Below are 22,341 nucleotides of genomic sequence, written 5' to 3'. Positions count from 1 at the left end.
TCTAAATATTGACAATCGCTATTTTAAAGCTTTTGTTTATTTTTGTGACATGAAGAAAATTATTATCACAGGAACCAGTAGAGGAATCGGATTTGAGTTGGCTTTGCAATTTGCTAATGCAGGACATCAGGTTTTGGCTATTTCGAGAAAAACACCTCAGGAGTTAATCAATCATGAAAATATCAGCTGTCTTTCGGTTGATTTAGCCAATGAATCGGAATTAGAAAAAGTGGAAAGTTTTTTAAACTCGAGTTGGAGACAAGTAGACGCTGTGGTTCACAATGCAGGAAGTTTAATTTGTAAACCATTTGAAACTTTGACTCAGGCTGATTTTGAAAATGTATATAAAGTAAATGTTTTTGGAGTAGCTAATTTGACTCGTATTTGTATTCCGTTTTTACAAAAAGGAAGCCATGTGGTAACCATCAGTTCGATGGGAGGAGTACAAGGCAGTTTAAAATTTGCCGGATTAGCAGCTTACAGTTCGAGTAAAGGAGCTGTAATTACCCTTTCGGAATTATTAGCCGAAGAATATAAAGAACGTGGTATTGCTTTTAATGTTTTGGCTTTGGGAGCTGTACAAACCGAGATGCTTCAGGAAGCTTTCCCGGGATATCAGGCGCCAATTTCGGCGGAAGGCATGGCTAATTATATTTTTGATTTTACATTAAACGGGAATAAATATTTCAACGGAAAAGTGTTGCAGGTTTCAACTACTAATCCATAATGAAAGTTAGGAGTTAAGTGTTAGGTGTTTTTGCAGGTATGAAGAATACGCGCATAAATTCATAACTCATAACTTATAACTCATAACTTATAACTTAAATTGAGCGACACCTTAGCAAAATATCTTCCGGAACATGCAGTCAAACCCATTTTTGAGTTGATTGTGGAGCATGGAGTACATTTAAAAATCGTTAACGAACGCTTGACCCGCCATGGCGATTATCGCAAAGCCATGAACGGAAAACACGAAATCACTGTAAACGGAAGCTTGAATAAATACCGTTTTTTGATTACGCTGATTCACGAAATTGCACATTTGGTTGCTTTTGAAAAGTTTGGTCGCAACATCAAGCCACATGGTAATGAGTGGAAATATGTTTTTCAGCAGTTGATGGTGCCATACATTCGTCCTGAAATTTTTCCTAATCAATTGTTACCTTTATTAGCCCGACATTTTAGAAATCCCAGTGCCAGCAGTGATACTGATACGACTTTGTCACTCGCTTTGAAACAATTTGATAAGGCGAACGATAAAAACTATGTTTTCGAAATTCCTTATGGCAGCGTCTTTAGAATCAAAAATGGGAAGGTTTTTAAGAAAATAGCTGTGCGTACCAAACGTTATGAATGTCTGGAAATCAGTTCCGGTCGTTTGTATTTGTTTAATCCCAACGCTGAGGTAGAATTGTTGCCGCAGTATTCTAATAACTAGTTTTTCTACTTTTTATTTTTTGTAAGTTATTTATTCTTAGGTAATCGATTAATTCCTTTTATGATTAAAATTGTAGAAATAATATTGGTGTTTTAGCTTGTGTGATCAGCTTATATTGATGTGTTTTTATATATTTGTTTGCAGTTTTTCTAAAGAAAATCTTAAAATTACAATGTTGTTCAATATCATGTAAAATAAATTATCTCTTCAATTTTCCATTTTTTATTCAATATTTTTTCTGAATTAATACGAAGTTGTAATCTGTTTTGAAATAAAATTGTAATCAGTATGCTGTTCAAAGTATATTGGGAATATAATTCACAATTGTTATTTAATTTATAATCATTTATGCTAAGAAAATACTCCTTCATAATCATTTTAGGTGTTATTGTTTTTTTACATTCATGTCAATCATCAACTGAGACTGATCCGGTTTCAATAGGGTTTTCACAATGTATCAATCAGGATATTTGGAGATTATCTATGAATCATGAAATGACAGTAGAAGCGTCACTTCATCCCGGAGTAGATTTAACGATTTACAATGCTAACCGCAAAGTAAAAAAACAGATTCAGGATATTGAAAGGATGATTCAGGAAAAAAGAGATATTATCATCGTTTCTCCTTTCGAATCAGATTCGGTAGTTCCTGTAATAGAAAAGGCAGTACTCAAGGGAATTCCGGTAATTATTGTGGACAGGAAAGTAAATACTTCAAATTATACAGCATACATAGGTGCGGATAATGTTGAGGTAGGACGAATTGCAGCCAAACATATCGTTTCATTATCTAAGGGAAATGCTAATGTTGTTGAAATAAAAGGTAGTTCCTCAACATCGCCGGGTTTTGAAAGAAACTTAGGTTTTAGACAGCTTTTAGATAAATATCCGGGTATTAAAGTGGTTACTATGGAGGCGCGGAAAGACGAATTAGCCTTAGAAGACTTTTTAAAAATACTCAACCGTTTTCCTGATATTGATTACATATTTGCTTACAATGATGTAATTGCTTACCAAACCTGGATGGTACTTAAGAAAAGAGGTTTAGAGAAAAAGATTAAGATTATAGGTGTAGATGGACTTAACGTTCCCAGTGGAGGGCTTCAATTAGTTAAAGAAGGAATTTTAAATTCAACGGTTTTATATCCTACCGGAGGTAGTGAAGCTGTTAAATTGGCTTTGAAATTAATCAACAAAGAGGTTGTTCCTAAAAACAATAAGTTAAATACCATATTGATTGATTCGCTTAATGCTGATATTATGAGCAATCAATTTGATAAGATTACAATTCAGCAATCGGATATTGAACAGCAACAAATCAGAATTGAAAATCAGGAGAAGGAATATTCTACTCAAAATAATCTTCTGAAAGTTCTGATTTCATTATTGATAATTGTACTGAGTCTTGCTATTTACAGCGTTTATTCGAGAATTATGATTAGTCGTAAAAAACAGGAATTAGAGGAGACGAATAAAAAGATCAAACATCAAAGGAATGAAATTAAAAAGTTTTCGAATGAGTTAAAGCAAAGCAACGAAGCCAGATTAAACTTTTTTACAGGTTTGTCACACGAATTCAAGACACCTTTAACACTGATTTTGAGTTCTGTTGAGTCTTTGGAAAGCGAATTTAAGAATAAAGGGATTGCTATAAACAAAGAGATTAATTTGATGTATAATAATTCCAGAAGGTTGCTGCGCTTAATCAATCAATTGCTGGATTACAGAAAAATGGAGGGTGAGAAATTTACTTTGAGAGCATCTCAAACTAATTTGTTGGATTTTTCAAAAAGTATTGTTTGTGATTTTGACCGGGAAGCAAAGAAAAAGAATATTGATTTTTCGTTGACTACTAACAATGAAAATTTAGAGGTTTATATCGATAGAAATTTAATGGACAAAGTCTATTTTAATCTGTTGTCAAATGCCTTTAAATTTACTCCTGAAAATGGTAAAATTGCTATTTCAATCAAAGAAGATAAAACCAATAATACAGTCCATATCCACTTTAAAGATTCGGGCATTGGAATTCCGGAAAAGGAAATCAAGGAAGTCTTTAATGCTTTTTATCAGGGATCTAATAATTATAGAAATAGTTCCGGAATAGGTCTTCATTTGTCTAAAAGTTTTATTGATTTACACAAAGGAACTATTGATGTTGTTTCTAAAAACGGAGCCGAATTTATTATTACTTTACCACTTGGAAAAGACCATTTAGATGAAAAATCGATAGTTAAAGAAGCGGTATTAGATTATGTACATCAATCCGATTATTTAGATGCCGAAGTCATTCAAAAGCAAGAACCTCAGCATCATGAGGATCGATATTCTATTCTTTATATAGAGGATAATAATGATCTTTTGGATTTTGTATCGAATAAGTTTTCTAACGAATATACTTTTTATACATCCGATGGGACAAATGCTGTAGAATATGCTCTAGAGTTGATTCCGGATATTATTATTTGTGATTTGAATTTGCCTGAACTGAATGGATTTCAAATATCCGAAAAATTGAAGAAAGATTTGAGAACCTCTCATATTCCAATAATTATATTAACCTCTTCAGACGATCAGGATTCTTACCTGAAAGCTTTAGATAGTGGGGCAGACGTTTTTCTGACGAAACCATTTAATTTAAAAGTATTGGCGCAATCTATTAAAGCCTTGCTCTTTAACAGAGAAAAATTGAGATATTATTATACTAATAATATAATAAATATTGAAGAGGGCACTTTTGGTATTACAGAACAGGATTTTCTTAAAAAGCTTAATGAAATCGTAGAGAAAAATTTAGATAATTCGGCTTATACAGTGGAAGATTTAGCTAAAAGTCTGGCCATTTCCCGCGTGCAATTGTACCGTAAAGTAAAAGCGATATTAGGAATCAGTATCAGCGATCATATCAATAATATACGATTAGAAAAGTCAAAAGAGTTGCTGAAAAAATCAGATATGACTATTTCTGAAATTGCTTATGCTGTAGGTTTTTCTACACCTAATTATTTTTCAACCTTATTTAAAAATAAATTTGGGATCTCGCCAAAAGAGTATAAACTGAAATAATTGCGAGGTTGCTTTTTCAGGGCGATACAAAGTTATATAAAAAGAGGTTGTCCAAAAGACAGCCTCTTTTATTCTCTCTATATAAAGAAAATTAGATATTAGCAGCTAACCAGTCTCCAACTTCTTTAGTACTATCTGATTTTTCTCTAGACAATCTTTTTCATTGCTTGAATTGTGGAATAAAAAATAAGAAATTACAACAAAAATTTGGTTTGGTTTATTCAATAATTCAAATAACTCATGTATTTTTGAAACTCATAAATAATTGGATATTATATAACATGAAAAAAATACTATTTCTAGCAATTGTTTTTTTGACAATTCAATTCGTTTCAGCTCAAGAAACGAGAACTGATTCAAATAACCTTATTTACAATCTAGATAAAATTGAAAAAATACCGGAGTTTCCGGGTGGGATGAATGAGTTTTATAACTTTATTAGAAAAAATTATAATGCTCCATCTGAGGCTCTTTCAGATAAAGTTGTGGTTAGTTTTATAATTGAAAAAGATGGCAGTCTGTCGGGTTTTAAAGTATTGAAGTCTGTTAATTATGATTCCGATACAGAAGCGGTTAGGGTTTTATCAATATGTCCTAATTGGATTCCTGGAGAAAAAAATGGTCAAAAGGTAAGAACCAAGCTTACTCTTCCAATCTCAAAATTAATTTATAATTTTCAGATTAATACTGTCTCTTCGGAACAAAAATTAAAAGGGAATATTTACAGTGTAGCAGGTATCGAAAAAAAACCAGAGTTTCCAGGGGGTGTTGAAAAATTACAAGTATTTATTAAAAAAAATTACATTGCTCCTTCAAAGCAAATTAAAGGAAATGTCTATGTGACTTTTATTATTGAAATGGACGGTAGTATTTCTGATATTAAAGTATTGCGAGATCTTGGCTATGGAACTGGGGAAGAAGTAAAAAGAGTTTTGTTGATTGCTCCTAAATGGATTCCTGGAGAGCAACATGGTCAAAAAGTAAGAACTATGTATAGCTTGCCAATTCCGGTTAATATGTAGTGAAATATTGGTGAATTAAGGTCTCGATAGAAATGAAAATCCTTGTTAGGTTTGTATTTTGCTACTGTTTGATTTCCAGTTGGTAGTAGAAAATTTATATCTTAAGAGGAATGTCATTCTTTCTAATAGCAAAAAAAGCTGCCAAACTTGAGATTGACAGCTTTTTTGCTTTTATAAAGATATACTGATTAGATGTTAGCAGCTAACCAGTCACCAACTTCTTTAGTACCGTAAGCTTTACCTCCGTTAGCTAGGTCTTCAGTAACCACTCCAGCTTCTAATGCTTTGTTAACAGCATCTCTCATTGCTTTTCCTTCTTCCATCAATCCGAAGTTTTCAAACATCATTGCAGCAGATAAAACAGTCGCCATTGGGTTGGCAATGTTTAATCCTGTAGCTTGTGGGTAAGATCCGTGGATTGGTTCAAATAAAGATACTTCAGCTCCCATAGATGCAGATGGCATTAATCCCATTGATCCTGAAATTACAGAAGCTTCATCTGTTAAGATATCTCCAAATAAGTTTTCAGTAATCAATACGTCGTAAGAGTTAGGCCATTGAACCAAACGCATAGCAACCGCGTCAACAAATTCATAAGAAACTTCAACTTCCGGATAATCCTTTTCCATTGCCTGAACCGTTTCTCTCCATAAACGTGATGTTTCTAAAACGTTGGCTTTATCAACACAACATAATTTTTTAGAACGTGTCATTGCCAATTCGAAACCTTTTTTAGCCAGACGTTGTACTTCTTCTCTTGTGTAAACACAGTTGTCAAAAGCAGTATCTCCACCGTCTTTTCTTCCTTTTTCACCAAAGTAAATACCTCCAGTAAGTTCTCTTAAGAAAACCAAGTCAGTTCCTTCAATTCTTTCTCTTTTTAATGGAGATTTGTCTAATAAAGAAGGGAAAGTAAAGGTTGGTCTTACGTTTGCAAACAAACCTAATGCTTTACGCATTTTTAATAAACCTTGTTCTGGACGAACAGGTGCAGAAGGATCGTTATCATATTTAGGGTGACCAATAGCTCCGAAAAGTACTGCATCAGCATTTTTACAAATTTCATGAGTTGAATCTGGATAAGGCTCACCTACAGCGTCAATAGCAGCAGCACCAGTTAAAGCTGGTTTCCAAGTAATTTCATGTCCAAATTTTTGTGCAATTGCATCTGATACTTTTACTGCCTGATCAATTACTTCCGGTCCGATTCCGTCCCCTGCTAAAAGTGCGATATTTAACTTCATTATTTTATATTTAATTAATTTATTGTTTTCTAAATTTAAGCTATTACGTTGAGCATTTTTTGAGTTGCGATAATTGCTGCTACTGTTTGATCAGAATCCAAACCTCTTGTTTTGAATTCTTTTCCGTCGTTTACCCAGGTGATAATCGTTTCGCATAAAGCATCCGAGCTACTTCCCGGAGGGATTCTTACTGCATAATCCGTAAGTTTTGGCAAAGTCATTTTTTTGGTTTTATAAATTTTTGTCAAAGCATTCATAAAAGCATCAAATTGACCGTCTCCCTGAGCATGTTCTTCAATAATTTGTCCGTCTATCTTTAAGCAAATTGTTGTTGACGGACGCATTCCTTTGGCATGTGATAACAGATACGATTCTACAGTAACTTTTTCCTGATACGTATGACTGTCTAATACGTCAGAAATGATATAGGGTAAATCTTCTTTAGTTACCGTTTCTTTTTTATCGCCTAATTCGATAATTCTTTGGGTAACCAATTTTAAATCTTCCTGGTTTAATTGCAAACCTAATTCCTGAAGATTTTTTTCAATATTGGCTTTTCCGGAAGTTTTTCCTAAAGCATATTTTCTTTTTCTTCCAAAACGTTCCGGAAGTAAATCGTTAAAATATAAATTGTTTTTGTTGTCTCCGTCGGCGTGAATTCCGGCAGTTTGAGTAAAAACATTATCGCCTACAATGGGTTTGTTGGCTGGGATTCGGTAACCGGTAAAGGTTTCTACCAATTTACTAACCGAATACAAAGAGGTTTCTTTTACGCCAATTTCAATCTCTGGCATAAAATCGTTGATTACTGCAATGGTGCTGGCTAAAGGAGCATTTCCGGCGCGTTCTCCCATTCCGTTTACAGTAACGTGTAATCCGTGTACGCCTGCTTTTAATGATTCCATTACGTTAGCAACGCTTAAATCGTAATCGTTGTGTGCGTGAAAATCAAAATGGATTCCCGGATATCTTTTAGTGATTTCTGAAATGTATTCGAAAGTTTCCGAAGGGATAAGTACGCCTAAAGTATCAGGAAGCAAAATTCTTTTTACGGGTTGGGTGCTAATGAAATCCAGATATTGGTAAACATATTCAGAAGAATTACGCATACCATTACTCCAGTCTTCCAGATAAACATTGGTTTCAATTCCGTTTTCAGTAGCTAAAGCAATGCTTTCGGCAATTTCGGAAAAATGCTGCTCCGGTGTTTTTTTTAATTGATGTGTAAGGTGGTTGAGAGAGCCTTTGGTTAAAAGATTTTGAACTTTTGCTCCCGATTTTTTCATCCATTCGATAGAAAGTCCTTTGTCAACAAAAGTCAATACTTCGATTTTATCGGTATATCCTTTTGTTTCGGCCCAAGTCATAATTCCTTTAACGCCTTCAAATTCTCCTTCACTTACACGAGCTGAAGCAATTTCGATACGGTCAACTTGTAATTCTTCTAATAATAATTGGGCAATGGTTAGTTTTTCTGCGGCAGAAAATGATACTCCTGAGGTTTGTTCACCATCACGAAGTGTCGTATCCATTATTTCAATTTTTCTTTTTCCCATTATAAATCTGATGCTAAAAAAAGGTCGTGATTTCATGATTTTGAAATCATTTTCCTGTGTGTTTTATAAAACGCTAAAAGCAGCTGCTAAAGAATTCCGCGGAATTGTGTTTAGCAGCTGCATTTTTTATGTGAAGATTTTATTTAGTAAGGAAGCTTCTCAGCAAAACTTACGATTTCTTCTTTAACACTTTGTAAATAGTCGATATCATCAAAACCATTTAACATGTTATTCTTTTTGTATCCGTTGATGTCAAAAGATTCTTTTTCACCTGTAGCTTTCAATGTAATTGTTTGCTCTGGTAAGTTGATTTCTAATTCTGTATTAGGATCAGCTTCGATTGCAGCAAAGATTTTGTCTGAGAATTCAGGAGAAACCTGTACTGGTAAAACTCCGATGTTCAAACAGTTTCCTTTGAAGATATCTGCAAAGAAAGAAGAAACTACAGCGCGGAATCCGTAATCGTAAACTGCCCATGCAGCGTGCTCACGAGAAGAACCTGAACCGAAGTTTTTTCCACCTACAAGGATTTTTCCGCTGTAAGTTGGGTTGTTTAAAACGAAATCAGCTTTTGGAGTATCGTCTCCATTGTATCTCCAGTCTCTGAAAAGGTTGTCTCCAAAACCTTCACGTTTTGTAGCTTTTAAGAAACGAGCCGGGATGATTTGATCAGTATCTACGTTTTCTATAGGTAGTGGCACTGCACTACTGGTAAGGATATTAAATTTATCGTATGCCATTTTAATTTAGATTTTAGATTTCAGAATTCAGATTTTAGATTTCCACTAAGGGAACTAATATCATGAATATTTAAAATCTTTTTATTTTTTAATTCTTTTTTGAAATTGTTATTGCTGTTGAAATTGCTATTCAATTACAATAAATCTCTAGGATCTGTCAATTTTCCTGTAACAGCAGCTGCAGCAGCCATAATTGGAGAAGCTAACAAAGTTCTTGAACCAGGACCCTGACGACCTTCGAAGTTTCTGTTAGAAGTACTTACTGCATATTTTCCAGCAGGTACTTTGTCATCATTCATAGCTAAACAAGCTGAACAACCAGGTTGACGTAATACAAATCCAGCTTCAGTAAGAATATCTAAAATTCCTTCTTCTTTAATTTGAGCTTCTACTACGTGAGAACCAGGAACTAACCAAGCTGTAACGTTGTCTGCTTTTTTACGACCTTTTACAATAGAAGCAAAAGCTCTAAAGTCTTCGATACGTCCGTTAGTACAACTTCCTAAGAAAACATAGTCAATTGGTTTTCCAATCATTACGTCATCTTCATGGAATCCCATATAGTTCAAAGATTTTTTATAAGTTTCCTCTCCACCTTCTACTTGGTCGGCACTTGGAATATGTTTAGTGATACCAATTCCCATTCCAGGGTTTGTACCATAAGTAATCATTGGCTCGATATCTTCAGCTTTGATGTTTAATTCAGCATCAAATACTGCATCAGCATCCGTTTTTAAAGTTTTCCAGTATTCTACTGCTTTAGTCCAAGCTTCACCTTTAGGAGCGTATAATCTTCCTTCAAGGAAATCGAAAGTAGTTTGGTCAGGAGCAATCATACCTCCACGAGCACCCATTTCGATACTTAGGTTACAAACAGTCATACGTCCTTCCATTGTCATTTCTTCGAATACATTTCCTGCATATTCAACAAAATATCCTGTTCCTCCGGAAGTAGTTAATTGTGCAATGATGTATAACGCAACGTCTTTAGGAGTAACTCCTTTGCTTAATTTACCGTTTACGTTAATACGCATTTTTTTAGGTTTTGGCTGCATGATACATTGAGTAGAAAGAACCATTTCTACTTCAGAAGTACCAATACCAAAAGCAATAGCACCAAAAGCACCATGAGTAGAAGTATGTGAATCTCCACATACAATTGTAGCACCAGGTAAAGTAATTCCGTTTTCAGGACCTACAACGTGTACAATTCCATTTTTTTGATGACCTAATCCCCAGTGAGAAATACCGTATTCAGCCGCGTTAGTTTCTAATGCTTTTAATTGATTAGCTGATAAAGCGTCTGCAACAGGCAAGTGTTGGTTAATGGTCGGTGTATTGTGATCGGCAGTTGCGAATGTGCGTTCTGGATATAATACTGATACGCCTCTTGTTTTTAGACCCAAGAAAGCTACCGGGCTGGTAACCTCGTGAATGAAATGACGATCAATAAAAAACACATCTGGTCCGTCTTCAATTTTACGCACAACATGCGAATCCCATACTTTGTCAAATAATGTCTTGCTCATTTTTTAATTTTTTTTAGTGTATTTCTGTGTTTTGTACTACCGCATTTTTTAAATAAGGTGGTAACAAGGACGCAAAAGTATAAAAATCAAATCATGTATTCAATTAATATTATCGATTATATACGATACCCAAACTATATTAATACAATGCTGTGCTTTTATTTTGCCTGCTTGTGTTTTAGAGAGTTAGTTTTTTTATTCCTTTTTGGTAATCATAAAGTTGGGTTTGTAACACTATGTGTAGTGTCTTGTGTTTTGTGAATTTTTAGAGGTTTTAGGTTAATTGAAGATTTTTGTTTAATAAAACGTTGAATGTGTGGTTAAAAATAAAAAAATCAGCAAGGTTTTGTTCTTAATTTAAGTTTTGAAAAAATCTTTTTTTATTCTAAAATAAACTCAAATGGATTGTTTTTTCAGAGGATTTTATTTTTATGAAATATTACGACAACCAAAAAAATAAGAAAGCTAAATTTAATAGGTGTTTTTTAATTGTTTACCACAGAAATAGTTGATGAGATTGATTTAATTTGATGAGACAAAATTCAGCATAGAGCACAATTTAAAAGATCCATTTTGTCGCAATTAGTATCCAAAATGAATAATTGGTGTTTTTTTGTGTGAAATGTTATTTTAAAAATAGAGGGTTTATTCTTTTCAATAATGTGCAATTAAATCCGGTTTTCCATCTGGATCTTGTTTGACAGTACCATTTGAATTTACAGTTCCTAATAACAGTAATCCACATACATGTGGCGCAGCCATAGAGGTTCCGCTAATGGTATTCATTCCTCCATTTTTCCATAAAGACTGAACCGCAACTCCCGGGGCGCAAAAATCTACTGAATTTCCGTAGTTTGAAAAATAGGCAAAAACATCATATTTGTCCATGGCGGAAACAGTATAGATATTAACACCATTTGCGCTGGCCGGAGAGTGATTGTTAGCGTCATCGCTTTCGTTTCCGGCTGCCAATGCAAATTTAACTTTTGCAGAAGCATTAATAACAGCATTATTTAAGGCTGAACTGACCGGGCCTCCTAAACTCATATTGGCTGCATCGCCAGTCTGACCATTTGCGCTTACATATTCAACTCCGGCTATGACTCCTGAATAAGAGCCGCTACCACGGCTGTCTAAAACGCGAACAGCAACTACTTTGGCTCCTGCAGCAACTCCTATAACTCCAATTGTATTATCAATTGCAGCTACTGTTCCGGCAACGTGGGTTCCATGCCCGTTGCCGTCATTAGGGTTGTTAGCGTCAATACCGCCTAAAAAACTTTTGCTGCGTCCCGAATCAACATTTAAATCGGGATGGGTTAAGTCAATTCCTGTGTCTATAATCCAGGCTGTTTTCCCCACTCCGCTAAGTCCGCCGCCAACACGGCTTATTCCCCAAGGCGTAACTTCAGCTGGTAGCGTGCTGCCGCCACCGCCATTTGGTTTTCCTTTTTGAATGGATAAATCTGGATTAAGAGTGATGGTGTAATCTTGTTCGATTGATTTTACCCGGCTGTCTTTTTTTAAGGCAGACAGCTGTTCGTCATCTAATTCGGCTGCAAATCCGCTAACGCCATATCCATAGGTTTGCTTTACTTTTTCTGAAGTAAGTTTAATAGTTGAAAAACGCGCCAGGTAGTCTTTTTTTAGTGATACAATCCTTTCGCTGTATTTTTGTGTAGCATATTTTCCGGACATGTTTTCTGTTAAGACTATTACATACTGTCCTTTTATAGGTTCAGTACTAAAGTTTGTTAGAGCACTTGGTTCTTGTACTTGAATTAAATCATTGTTTTGGCAACCTGTGATTAAAAATAAAGAGCCGAGACTAAGCACTAAAGATAGGTGAGTTAGTAAAGTAAAGTTTTTCATTGGTTTGATTTTTAAGTGAAACAAAATGAACAACTTGGGGTGAATAAATTTAGATAAAAAAAGAATGTCAAACTATTAATAATATGATTATTATATGTGTTGTCTTGCTTGTTTATCTAGGTGCATATTATTTGTAATTGATTTATTACGTATTAGTAGAAACAAAAAGAGGAGCTTTTTTTGTTGATAACTTGAGCTATTTCTTTCTTCAAAAAAAACTAAATTTGAAATTCAATTTTTGTGATTTTTATAAATTGCAAACACTTCAAAAACAGTTATGTATTTAATATTCGATACCGAAACCACCGGATTGCCTAAGCGTTGGGATGCGCCTATAACCGATACGGCCAACTGGCCAAGATGTATCCAAATTGCCTGGCAGTTGCATGATGATATGGGACAGCTCATCGAGCATCAGGATTATTTGGTAAAACCGGAAGGTTTTAATATCCCCTATGATGCCGAAAGAATTCACGGTATTTCAACAGAATTAGCAGATGCCGAAGGGATTTCTCTGGCGGAAGTTTTGGAGAAATTCAATATTGCTTTAGGCAAAGCCAAATTTATTGTCGGCCAGAATTTAGGTTTTGATATCAATATTATGGGCTGTGAGTTTCATCGAATGGGGGTTGATTCGCCTATGGCTTCCATGCCGGTTTTGGATACCTGTACCGAAGTAACTGCTTCCTTATTGAAATTGCCCGGGGGTCGTGGAGGTAAGTTTAAATTACCAACCTTAACCGAGTTACACGAATATTTATTCGCTGTTCCTTTTGCTGAAGCCCACAACGCTACTGCCGATGTGGAGGCAACTACCCGTTGTTTTCTTGAATTAATTAAAAGAGAAGTTTTTACAAAGGAAGAACTGGATGTTCCGGCTTCTTATTTTCAGGATTTCCAGGCAAAAAATCCGCAGGAAATTCAGCTCATTGGATTAAAACATATTAATTTAAAAGCGGCTTCTGACGAAATTAGAAAGCAGCTCCAAAAATCAGCTCAATCTACTTCGCAAACCACTATTTCGGAAGCAGATAAAGAAGGTTTTGCAGCAGCAAAGTTTGCACATTTGCACAATCATACACAATTTTCGGTATTGCAATCGACTATTGGGATTGGACCATTAGTTTCGGTTACGGCTAAAAATGGTTTTCCGGCCGTTGCGATGACGGATACCGGAAACATGATGGGAGCTTTCCATTTTGTGAGTGCGATAATGAATCACAACAAAGGGGCTTCGGCTAAAAATAAAGCTTTAGTAGAGGCTGGCGAGGAACCAACAGAAACTGAAATCAAACCGATTGTAGGTTGTGAGTTTAATATTTGCGAAAACCATAAGGATAAGTCCAAAAAAGACAATGGTTATCAGGTGGTTTTATTGGCAAAAAATAAAAACGGTTATCATAATCTGGCCAAAATGGCTTCGATTGCCTATGTAGATGGTTTTTATTATGTGCCGAGAATTGACAGAACCATTGTAGAAAAATACAAGGAAGATATCATGGTTTTGTCCGGGAATTTATATGGAGAAATTCCGAGCAAAATTTTAAATATTGGTGAAAACCAGGCAGAGGAAGCTTTGCTTTGGTGGAAAGAGCAATTTGGAGATGATTTTTATCTTGAAGTAATGCGTCACAATCAGGAAGATGAAAACAGGGTTAATAAAACCCTGATTGAGTTTTCTAAGAAACATAATGTCAAGTTAATTGCGACTAACAATACCTATTATGTAAACAAGGAGGATGCCAATGCGCACGATATTTTATTGTGTGTGAAAGATGGTGAAAAGCAGGCCACACCTATAGGTCGTGGTCGTGGTTATCGCTACGGATTGCCTAATCAGGAATATTATTATAAGTCGGGAGAGGAAATGAAAAAGCTCTTTGCTGATTTGCCTGAAGCCATAATCAATATTCAGGAAATAGTTGATAAGGTCGAAATTTACTCGCTGTATCGTGATGTATTGCTTCCAAAGTATGATATTCCTCAGGAGTTTGTTGATCCCGAAGATGAAAAAGACAATGGGGTTCGAGGGGAAAATGCTTATTTACGTCACCTTACTATGGAAGGTGCTAAAAGACGCTATGAGGAAATTACGCCCGATATTCAGGAACGATTGGATTTTGAGTTATTGACGATTTCGAATTCCGGTTATCCGGGTTACTTTTTGATTGTTCAGGATTTCATTGCCGAAGCCCGAAAAATGGATGTTTCCGTTGGGCCGGGACGTGGATCGGCGGCGGGTTCAGCGGTGGCTTATTGTTTAGGAATTACCAATATTGACCCGATTAAGTACGATTTGCTTTTTGAGCGTTTCCTGAATCCGGATCGTGTGTCCATGCCCGATATTGATATTGACTTTGATGATGAAGGTCGTGGTCGTGTAATGGATTATGTAATTAATAAATACGGAGCCAATCAGGTAGCACAAATTATTACTTATGGTAAAATGGCAACCAAATCAGCCATTCGTGATACAGCACGTGTGCTGGATTTGCCATTGTTTGAAGCCGATAGAATTGCAAAATTGATTCCGGCGATGATGCCCGGTAAATGGAATTTGGCCCGTTTTATTTCCGAAAGTGAAGATGATGTCAAAAAAGCATTAAAATCTTCGGAAGAATTTGATCGTGTTAAAGAATTAATAGCGATTGCTCGGGAAGATGATTTGGCAGGAGAAACTATTCAGCAGGCTAAAATATTAGAAGGTTCGATGCGTAATACGGGTATTCACGCCTGCGGGGTGATTATTACCCCTGATGATATTACGAATTTCGTTCCTGTTACTACCGCCAAAGATTCTGATTTATATGTGACTCAGTTTGATAACTCGGTAGCTGAGAGTGCCGGATTATTGAAAATGGACTTCTTGGGGCTGAAGACCCTGACTTTGATTAAGGATACGGTGAAATTGGTGAAATACCGAACCGGAATTGAACTCAATCCGGATAATTTTCCAATTGATGATGTCAAAACCTATGAGTTATTCCAAAGAGGTGAAACAGTAGGGGTTTTCCAATACGAGTCACCCGGAATGCAAAAATACATGAAGGATTTGAAGCCAACGGTTTTTGCCGATTTGATTGCGATGAATGCCTTGTATCGTCCGGGACCTTTGGAGTATATTCCTTCTTTCGTTCGTCGAAAAAACGGGGAAGAAGAGATTACCTATGACTTAGATGCCTGTGAAGAATATTTGGGAGAAACTTATGGAATTACAGTTTATCAGGAGCAGGTAATGCTTTTGTCGCAAAAGTTAGCCGGGTTTTCTAAAGGTGATGCCGACGTACTTCGTAAAGCGATGGGTAAAAAGCAGAAGGATGTACTGGATAAAATGAAAGGAAAGTTCATCGATCAGGCGGTTGCTAAAGGTCATGATGAAAAGAAACTAGATAAAATTTGGACGGACTGGGAAGCTTTTGCGAGTTATGCATTTAATAAATCGCACTCTACTTGTTATGCCTGGGTAGCCTATCAAACGGCTTATTTGAAAGCGCATTATCCTGCTGAATACATGGCTGCGGTACTTTCGAATAATATGAATGATATTAAACAGGTTTCCTTTTTTATGGAAGAATGTAAGCGAATGGGCTTGCAGGTTTTAGGGCCTTCTGTAAATGAATCCTATTATAAATTTACTGTAAACGATAATTATGCGGTTCGTTTTGGGATGGGAGCAATTAAAGGTGTGGGAGCCGGAGCGGTGGAAACGATTGTAGAAAACAGAAAAAACGGGTTGTACAAATCGATTTTTGATTTGGCTAAAAGAATTGATTTGCGTGCCGCCAATAAAAAAGCTTTTGAAAATTTAGCTTTGGCTGGAGGATTTGACTGTTTTGCAGACACGCACAGAGCACAATATTTTCATGATGAGGGTGACGGAATTACCTTTTATGAAAAAGCCATGCGTTATGGTTCGAAATTTCAGGAAAATGAAAATTCGTCCCAGGTAAGCTTGTTTGGTGAAGCCAGTGAGGTGCAAATTGCCGAGCCTGTGGTGCCTCCTTGTGAAGATTGGAGCACGATGGAAAAATTGGCGAAGGAGAAAGAAGTTGTTGGGATTTATATTTCAGGACATCCGTTGGATGATTTTAGATTTGAAATGAAATATTTCTGTAATGCTAAGCTGGAAGCACTTAAAAATATGGAAGCCTATGTGGGTAAGACTTTAACTTTTGGCGGAATTATTAATAATGTGCAACATCGTGTGGCTAAGAACGGTAAGGGATGGGCTTCATTTGCATTAGAAGGTTATGATGAAAGTTATGAATTTCGAATTTTTGGTGAAGAATACCTGAAGTTTCGCCATTTCCTGATACAGAACAATTTTACTTTTATGAAAGTAACCATAAAAGAAGGTTGGATGAATCAGGAAACAGGCAAAAAGGGAGAACCAAGATTACAGTTTGTTGAAATAAAACAATTACAGGATATTCTGGAAGCTTTTGCTAAAAGACTGATTGTATTGTTGAATATAAAGGATTTGCATCCGGAATTTATCCATAGACTAAATCGTCTTTTTAATGAAAATAAGGGAGATAATCAGGTGACTTTTGAAGTGATGGAGATAGAAAAAATTAAAAAACTGGTTGAAACTGTTCCTGTTATGGAGGAAAACGAAGAGGTGGTTTTTGAGGATGAAAATGAGGATATTGAGACTTCGGATATTCCGGAAAACAAGGCGGTGCAAGTTACCGAAGTCGAAGAAGTCAAGGTGGTAACTAAGCTGAGTATGGCAAGCAGAAAGTTGAAAATTAAAATTTCGACTGAATTATTGCAGGAATTAGAGAAAATGCAGGTGAATTTTAAATTGAATTAATCCTTTAAGATTGTCATAGAACCCGTCTTGTTGTAGAAATAAGACGGGTTTTTTGTAAGTTTTATTTTGTTTGAACGGCATTATTGTTGCGGAATTGCGAAGATATTTTCAAAAAAAAGTTTTCCCGTTCAAGTATTAACAGGATGGGACAGGATGCTTTAGAAGCCGATGTTTTATAATTTTCCCAAATAGAATTAGAAGGATTTAACTCTTTTAATGATTTAGCAATAAATAAATTCAATGTATTAATATAAATTAAATGAAAAAGAAACTCAATTATATTCCGTTTTTTGTCGGGATTCTATTTTCTTTAAATGGGGTGGCTCAAACCAATGCCTGGCCTGAAACTAAAAATGTCAATAAACCATGGGCTCGTTGGTGGTGGATGGGAAGTGCTGTAGATAAACCCAATTTGAAGTCCAGTTTGATTGATTTTCAAAAAGTGGGAATTGGCGGAGTTGAAATTACACCTATTTATGGTGTTAAGGGCGCAGAGAATAATTTTATTGATTATTTGTCGCCAAAATATATGGAAATGCTGGGCTATACGGTAAAAATAGCCGATAGTTTAGGCCTTCAGGTCGATATGGTTTTAGGAACAGGCTGGCCTTATGGAGGTTCTCAGGTTACTTTGCCTCATGCTGCAACAAAATTAGTAGTTGAAAAATATGAAGTTAAGAAAAACGAACAATTCAATAAGGAAATAAAAGTAGATCCGGCTAAGGAAAAAGTTCCTGCTCAGTTGTTAGCTGTTGCCGCTTACGGTGCCGATGGTTCTTATACGGATTTAACCTCTTTGTTAAAAGGAAATACACTGAATTGGAAAGCTAAAAAAACCGATTATACACTTTACGCTGTTTTTGCAGGTAAAACGGGTCAGCAGGTAAAACGTGCCGCTCCGGGAGGAAAAGGATATACTTTAGATCATTATTCGGAAGAAGCACTTAATGCTTATGTCGTTCCTTTTGATAAAGCATTAGTGGGATTTGAAGGAAAACTGAGAGCTATTTTTAATGATAGTTACGAAGTTTACGGAACAGACTTTACTCCAAAATTCTTAGAAGAATTTGAAAAACTTCGTGGATATGATTTGAAAAAATACCTTCCACAGTTATTGAGTAAAGAGGATTCTGAAATTGGAAACAGAATCAAAAGTGATTATCGTGAAACCATTTCAGATTTATTATTGCATAAATTTGATTTGCCATGGACCAAATGGGCGAATGCTAAAAATTATAAAACGAAATTACAAGCTCACGGTTCACCGGGAAATTTAATCGATTTGTATGCTTCGGCAGATATTCCCGAATGTGAAACTTTTGGTTCGATGCCTTATGATATTCCGGGTTTTAGAAGAGAAAAAGAAGACGTCAGAGAAGGTGATGCTGATCCGGTGATGTTGAAGTTTTCTTCTTCCGCGGCACATATCGCCGGAAAACCTTTGACTTCTTCAGAGACTTTTACCTGGCTGAGAGATCATTTTAAAACTGCCTTATCGCAATGCAAACCGGAAGCAGAGGATTTGATGTTGAACGGAATCAATCATATATTTCTTCATGGTTCAACTTATTCGCCTAAAGAAGCACAATGGCCGGGATGGAAATTTTATGCTTCGGTAAATTTTAATGCTACAAATTCTATTTGGGAAGATGCTCCGGGATTGTTCAATTATATTGCTAATTGTCAGTCGCTATTGCAGGCCGGAAAATCGGATAACGAAACTTTATTGTATTATCCTATTTATGATACCTGGGGAAAAAGCTTAGAAGGGAATTTATTTTTCCAATTCAAGATTCATTCTTTGAAAGAATGGTTGCACGGAACACCATTTTATGATACAACTAAAAAGTTAATGAATAACGGTTATAGTGTTGATTTTATTTCGGATAGTTTTATAGCTCAGGCAAAAGTGGAGAACGGGAAAATTGTTTTACCTGGAAATACTTATAAATCATTGGTGGTGCCAAATTGCGATAAAATGCCTTTGACAACTTTAGAGAAATTAATCGAATTAAAGAAAGCAGGTGCTGCTATTATTTTCGAAGGATTGCCAAAATCAGTTCCGGGATTTAAAGATTATGAAGTTCAAAATGTAAAATTAGCTACTTTGATTTCGTCTAACAATACAATCGTAAATCCGGTTACTGATTTGTTTAAAGCTTTAGCTCAAGCCAATGAACAACCGGAAACATTAGTGAAAACTGGTTTAAAATTCATTAGAAGAGATTTGAATGGAGAGAAAATTTATTATTTAGTGAATCACACGGCAAAAACAATTGAAGGATTTATTCCTTTGGCTGTTGCCAATAAAGAAGTATTGATTTTAGATCCGTTGAATAGAAATGTTGGAAATGCAGTTGTTAAGAAAGAAGGACAAACTACTTTGGTAAAACTTCGCATTGAATCCGGAAAATCATATATTCTTAAAACAGAAAATACAGCTTCTGAAAAACCTTGGAAGTATTATGATGCAACAGCAGAACCGATTGCTTTAAAAGGAGATTGGAAATTAACTTTTGAAAAAGGAGGTCCAACTTTACCCGCTCCGGTAAAAGTAAGTACTTTGGAATCCTGGACAAAAATTAGTCCTGAAACCGAAGCTTTCTCAGGAACAGCATTATACACTTTGCAATTTGATGCGCCAAAAGTAGCTGCAGATAACTGGCAATTAAATTTGGGCGATGTGAGAGAAAGTGCTAAAATTTGGTTGAACGGAGAATATATTGGTGATGCGTGGTCGGTGCCATTTACAATCAATTTAGGGAAATTGAAGAAAGGTAAAAATGAATTGAAAGTTCAGGTGACCAATCTTTCTGCAAATAGAGTAATCGATATGGAGAAGAAAGGCAAGGAATGGAAAATTTTCTACGAAATTAATATGGTAGATAAGGATTATAATAAATTTGATGCTACCAAATGGTCTCCAATGCCATCAGGATTATTAGGCCCTGTTACGATTACACCTTTAAAAAATGATGTGAATTAAGATGGTTTAATTCTTTATAAAACTAAAAACTTCCCAAGGATTCGATGCTTTGGGAAGTTTTTTGTTTGATTAGAATCGGGTTTTAACCCGATCTTGTCAAGTTAAGGAATAGGTAAATAAACCACCCCGCCTTTCAGGCACCCCTCCAGAGGAGGGGAAATTTCGCGACTTCCCCTCCTTTGGAGGGGTGCCCAACGGGCGGGGTGGTCTTTTCTGTATTCAGGAAGTTGCTCTTTTTAAGAGGATTGGTTCTTGACTTAATGAAATTTTGGCTAAAGCCTGATGTAATTCAATAATTTATATTTATTGTTTATTCGAAAACCATTTGATATCTTTCATGTTTTTGCTTGAACGAACAATAATAGAATCAGATGTCGTTCCTTTTACGTCCAATTTTGGAGCGTTTGGTGTTTTGAAATTTATTCGATCAAAAATAATGTTTTTAGAATCTAATAAAAACAATGTGGAATCTTTTGCTGTAATTGAAATGTTTTTAAACAAAGCATTTTGAAGATCGTGAGCATTAAATAATTCGTTGCAATTTACTGTTGCGTTTTCAATTGTTAAATTCGTTACCGGAGATTCCGGAATCCCAAAAACTTTTATAAAGGTGCTGGAATTTTCGATGATAATATCTTTAATAGTGATATTTCTAAAATTAGGTGTTAGTTTATTGATTGCTCTGGCTGGTAAACGATCGGCAAGGTCGCCCACACTTCCTGATGAACCTAACATATCCCATTTAATAGCAGTTTGATCTAAATTCATTCGAATGCGTTCGTAAATAAGGTTTTCTCCGCCACCGCCACGAGATCTTCGGGTTTTGAATCGGATACCAACACCGGCATCGATAAAAACACAGTCGTGAACATACAGATTGCGAATCATTCCCGCAGTTTCACTTCCGCAGGTAATTCCGCCATGACCTTTTAGAGCAAGACAATAACGCACGACGATATTTTCGGTAGCTTTATTAACTCTGATTCCATCTTCTCCGCGACCGGCTTTCATGGTGAAACAATCGTCACCGGCACTTAAGTTACAATATTCGATTAATACATTTTTGCTGGATTCAATATCAATTCCGTCGCCACGAGCTGTTCCGACAGAATTTACTGTAACTCCACGAATAATTACATTGTCGCAATATATAGGAACAATATTCCAAAAAGCAGTGTTGGATAACGAAACACCTTCGATATAGACTTTTTTGCAATTAATTGGCGAAATAAACATTGGAGGAAAAATCCAGTTTTGTTTCTTTCCATCGACAATTCTTTCGGCAACGGGAGTTTTTGGATCAATAACATTATCAATAACATCTTTGGTTAAAATATTATCACGGATGGAGCCCTCTTGTGGACCAACTAATTTTCCGTTTCCGGTTATGGCAATATTGGTAGCGCCATTTGCATAAATACAAGCTCCAAGAGACATGACTTCGATTCCTTCGATACGGGTGAAAACTACAGGCAGAAAATCTTTTATTTCACCGCTAAAAACTAATTGCGCTTCGTTTTCCAAGTGAAAATTGATGTTGTCTTTCAGCTGGATTCTCCCTGTCATCCATCTTCCGTTAGGAACTGCAATAGTTCCGCCACCTTTTGCACTTAAATTATCAATGGCTTTTTGAATTGTCTCAGTATTTAATTCAGTTGGAGATAATTTTAAAATCACTTTTTCAGCTGGGAAAGTGGGTTTTTCAAATTTTATAGTTGCAAAAGGAGCTTTTACATGCTCAATTTCGGGCGTCAACATTTTAACACCTACTTCGTTCTGTGTTGGAATTTTTGTTGCTGAAGTTGGATTATTTAGATTTTTCTTCGAATTGCAGGAAATCAATACTGTAATTATTAGGGATAGAAATGCTGTTTTTTTTAATTTCATCAGTTGATTTTCTTAAAATTATTTATAATTCTTGTTTAAAAAAGAATATTTACTGCAAAACTAATTATTAATTTTAATTTAGCAGGATGCAACAGGACAGGGAATAGGGATTTCAACGCTATTTTTACCTAATTATTTATTTTCATCGAAAATAAAAACGTTAAATTTATTATTAATTCAAAAAA

At 35.6% G+C, this 22,341-nt stretch carries 12 protein-coding genes; 6 read left to right on the top strand and 6 right to left on the bottom strand.

Annotated features, from left to right (window positions below; translation table 11 throughout):
* The first annotated feature begins 49 nt into the window (after positions 1–49).
* The 4 genes from IEV84_RS13330 to IEV84_RS13315 all read left to right on the top strand — a co-directional run bounded on the left by IEV84_RS13330 (position 50) and on the right by IEV84_RS13315 (position 5,526).
* Positions 50–727, top strand: coding sequence for an SDR family NAD(P)-dependent oxidoreductase (locus IEV84_RS13330; protein WP_188494766.1), 678 nt, complete (start codon positions 50–52; stop codon positions 725–727).
* A gap of 99 nt (positions 728–826) precedes the next feature.
* Positions 827–1,438: a SprT-like domain-containing protein gene (locus tag IEV84_RS13325; protein WP_188494765.1), complete on the top strand. Its 612-nt coding sequence runs from the start codon at positions 827–829 to the stop codon at positions 1,436–1,438.
* 348 nt (positions 1,439–1,786) lie between these two features.
* The gene (locus IEV84_RS13320) at positions 1,787–4,504 is read left to right on the top strand and encodes a hybrid sensor histidine kinase/response regulator transcription factor (protein ID WP_188494764.1); all 2,718 of its coding nucleotides are present in this window, start codon (positions 1,787–1,789) and stop codon (positions 4,502–4,504) included.
* Positions 4,505–4,785: 281 nt separating this feature from the next.
* Positions 4,786–5,526 carry an energy transducer TonB gene (locus IEV84_RS13315; RefSeq protein ID WP_188494763.1) on the top strand — a complete coding sequence of 247 codons (741 nt, stop codon included), beginning with the start codon at positions 4,786–4,788 and terminating at the stop codon, positions 5,524–5,526.
* 188 nt (positions 5,527–5,714) lie between these two features.
* Here the strand turns inward: IEV84_RS13315 and leuB are convergent, their stop codons facing one another.
* From leuB to IEV84_RS13290, 5 genes are all read right to left on the bottom strand, one after another.
* Positions 5,715–6,770, bottom strand: coding sequence for a 3-isopropylmalate dehydrogenase (gene leuB, locus IEV84_RS13310; protein ID WP_188494762.1), 1,056 nt, complete (start codon positions 6,768–6,770; stop codon positions 5,715–5,717).
* 35 nt (positions 6,771–6,805) lie between these two features.
* Positions 6,806–8,326, bottom strand: coding sequence for a hydroxymethylglutaryl-CoA lyase-like TIM-barrel protein (locus IEV84_RS13305; protein ID WP_188494761.1), 1,521 nt, complete (start codon positions 8,324–8,326; stop codon positions 6,806–6,808).
* 143 nt (positions 8,327–8,469) lie between these two features.
* Positions 8,470–9,066 (bottom strand): 3-isopropylmalate dehydratase small subunit, encoded by a 597-nt coding sequence (gene leuD, locus IEV84_RS13300; RefSeq protein WP_066328411.1) that lies wholly within the window; start codon positions 9,064–9,066, stop codon positions 8,470–8,472.
* 134 nt (positions 9,067–9,200) lie between these two features.
* On the bottom strand, positions 9,201–10,595 hold the full coding sequence (gene leuC, locus IEV84_RS13295; RefSeq protein ID WP_188494760.1) for a 3-isopropylmalate dehydratase large subunit: 1,395 nt from the start codon (positions 10,593–10,595) through the stop codon (positions 9,201–9,203).
* Positions 10,596–11,249: 654 nt separating this feature from the next.
* Entirely contained in the window at positions 11,250–12,467 is a 1,218-nt protein-coding gene (locus IEV84_RS13290) for a S8 family serine peptidase (protein WP_188494759.1), read from the bottom strand.
* Positions 12,468–12,744: 277 nt separating this feature from the next.
* On the opposite strand from IEV84_RS13290, the gene dnaE reads away from it, so the two are divergent.
* A complete protein-coding gene (gene dnaE / locus IEV84_RS13285) occupies positions 12,745–17,283 on the top strand; it encodes a DNA polymerase III subunit alpha (protein WP_188494758.1) in 4,539 nt (1,512 codons plus the stop codon).
* A gap of 259 nt (positions 17,284–17,542) precedes the next feature.
* Positions 17,543–20,269: a glycosyl hydrolase gene (locus IEV84_RS13280; RefSeq protein ID WP_188494757.1), complete on the top strand. Its 2,727-nt coding sequence runs from the start codon at positions 17,543–17,545 to the stop codon at positions 20,267–20,269.
* Between the two features lie 303 nt (positions 20,270–20,572).
* On the opposite strand, the gene IEV84_RS13275 is transcribed toward IEV84_RS13280, so the two are convergent.
* Positions 20,573–22,156, bottom strand: coding sequence for a glycoside hydrolase family 28 protein (locus IEV84_RS13275; RefSeq protein WP_188494756.1), 1,584 nt, complete (start codon positions 22,154–22,156; stop codon positions 20,573–20,575).
* Positions 22,157–22,341: the final 185 nt, after the last annotated feature.

Origin of the sequence: Flavobacterium palustre, from assembly GCF_014639535.1 — a bacterium.
Classification (GTDB): domain Bacteria; phylum Bacteroidota; class Bacteroidia; order Flavobacteriales; family Flavobacteriaceae; genus Flavobacterium; species Flavobacterium palustre.
The sequence above is the reverse complement of the archived record's forward strand: the minus strand, read 5'-3'. Positions and strand labels throughout refer to the sequence as shown.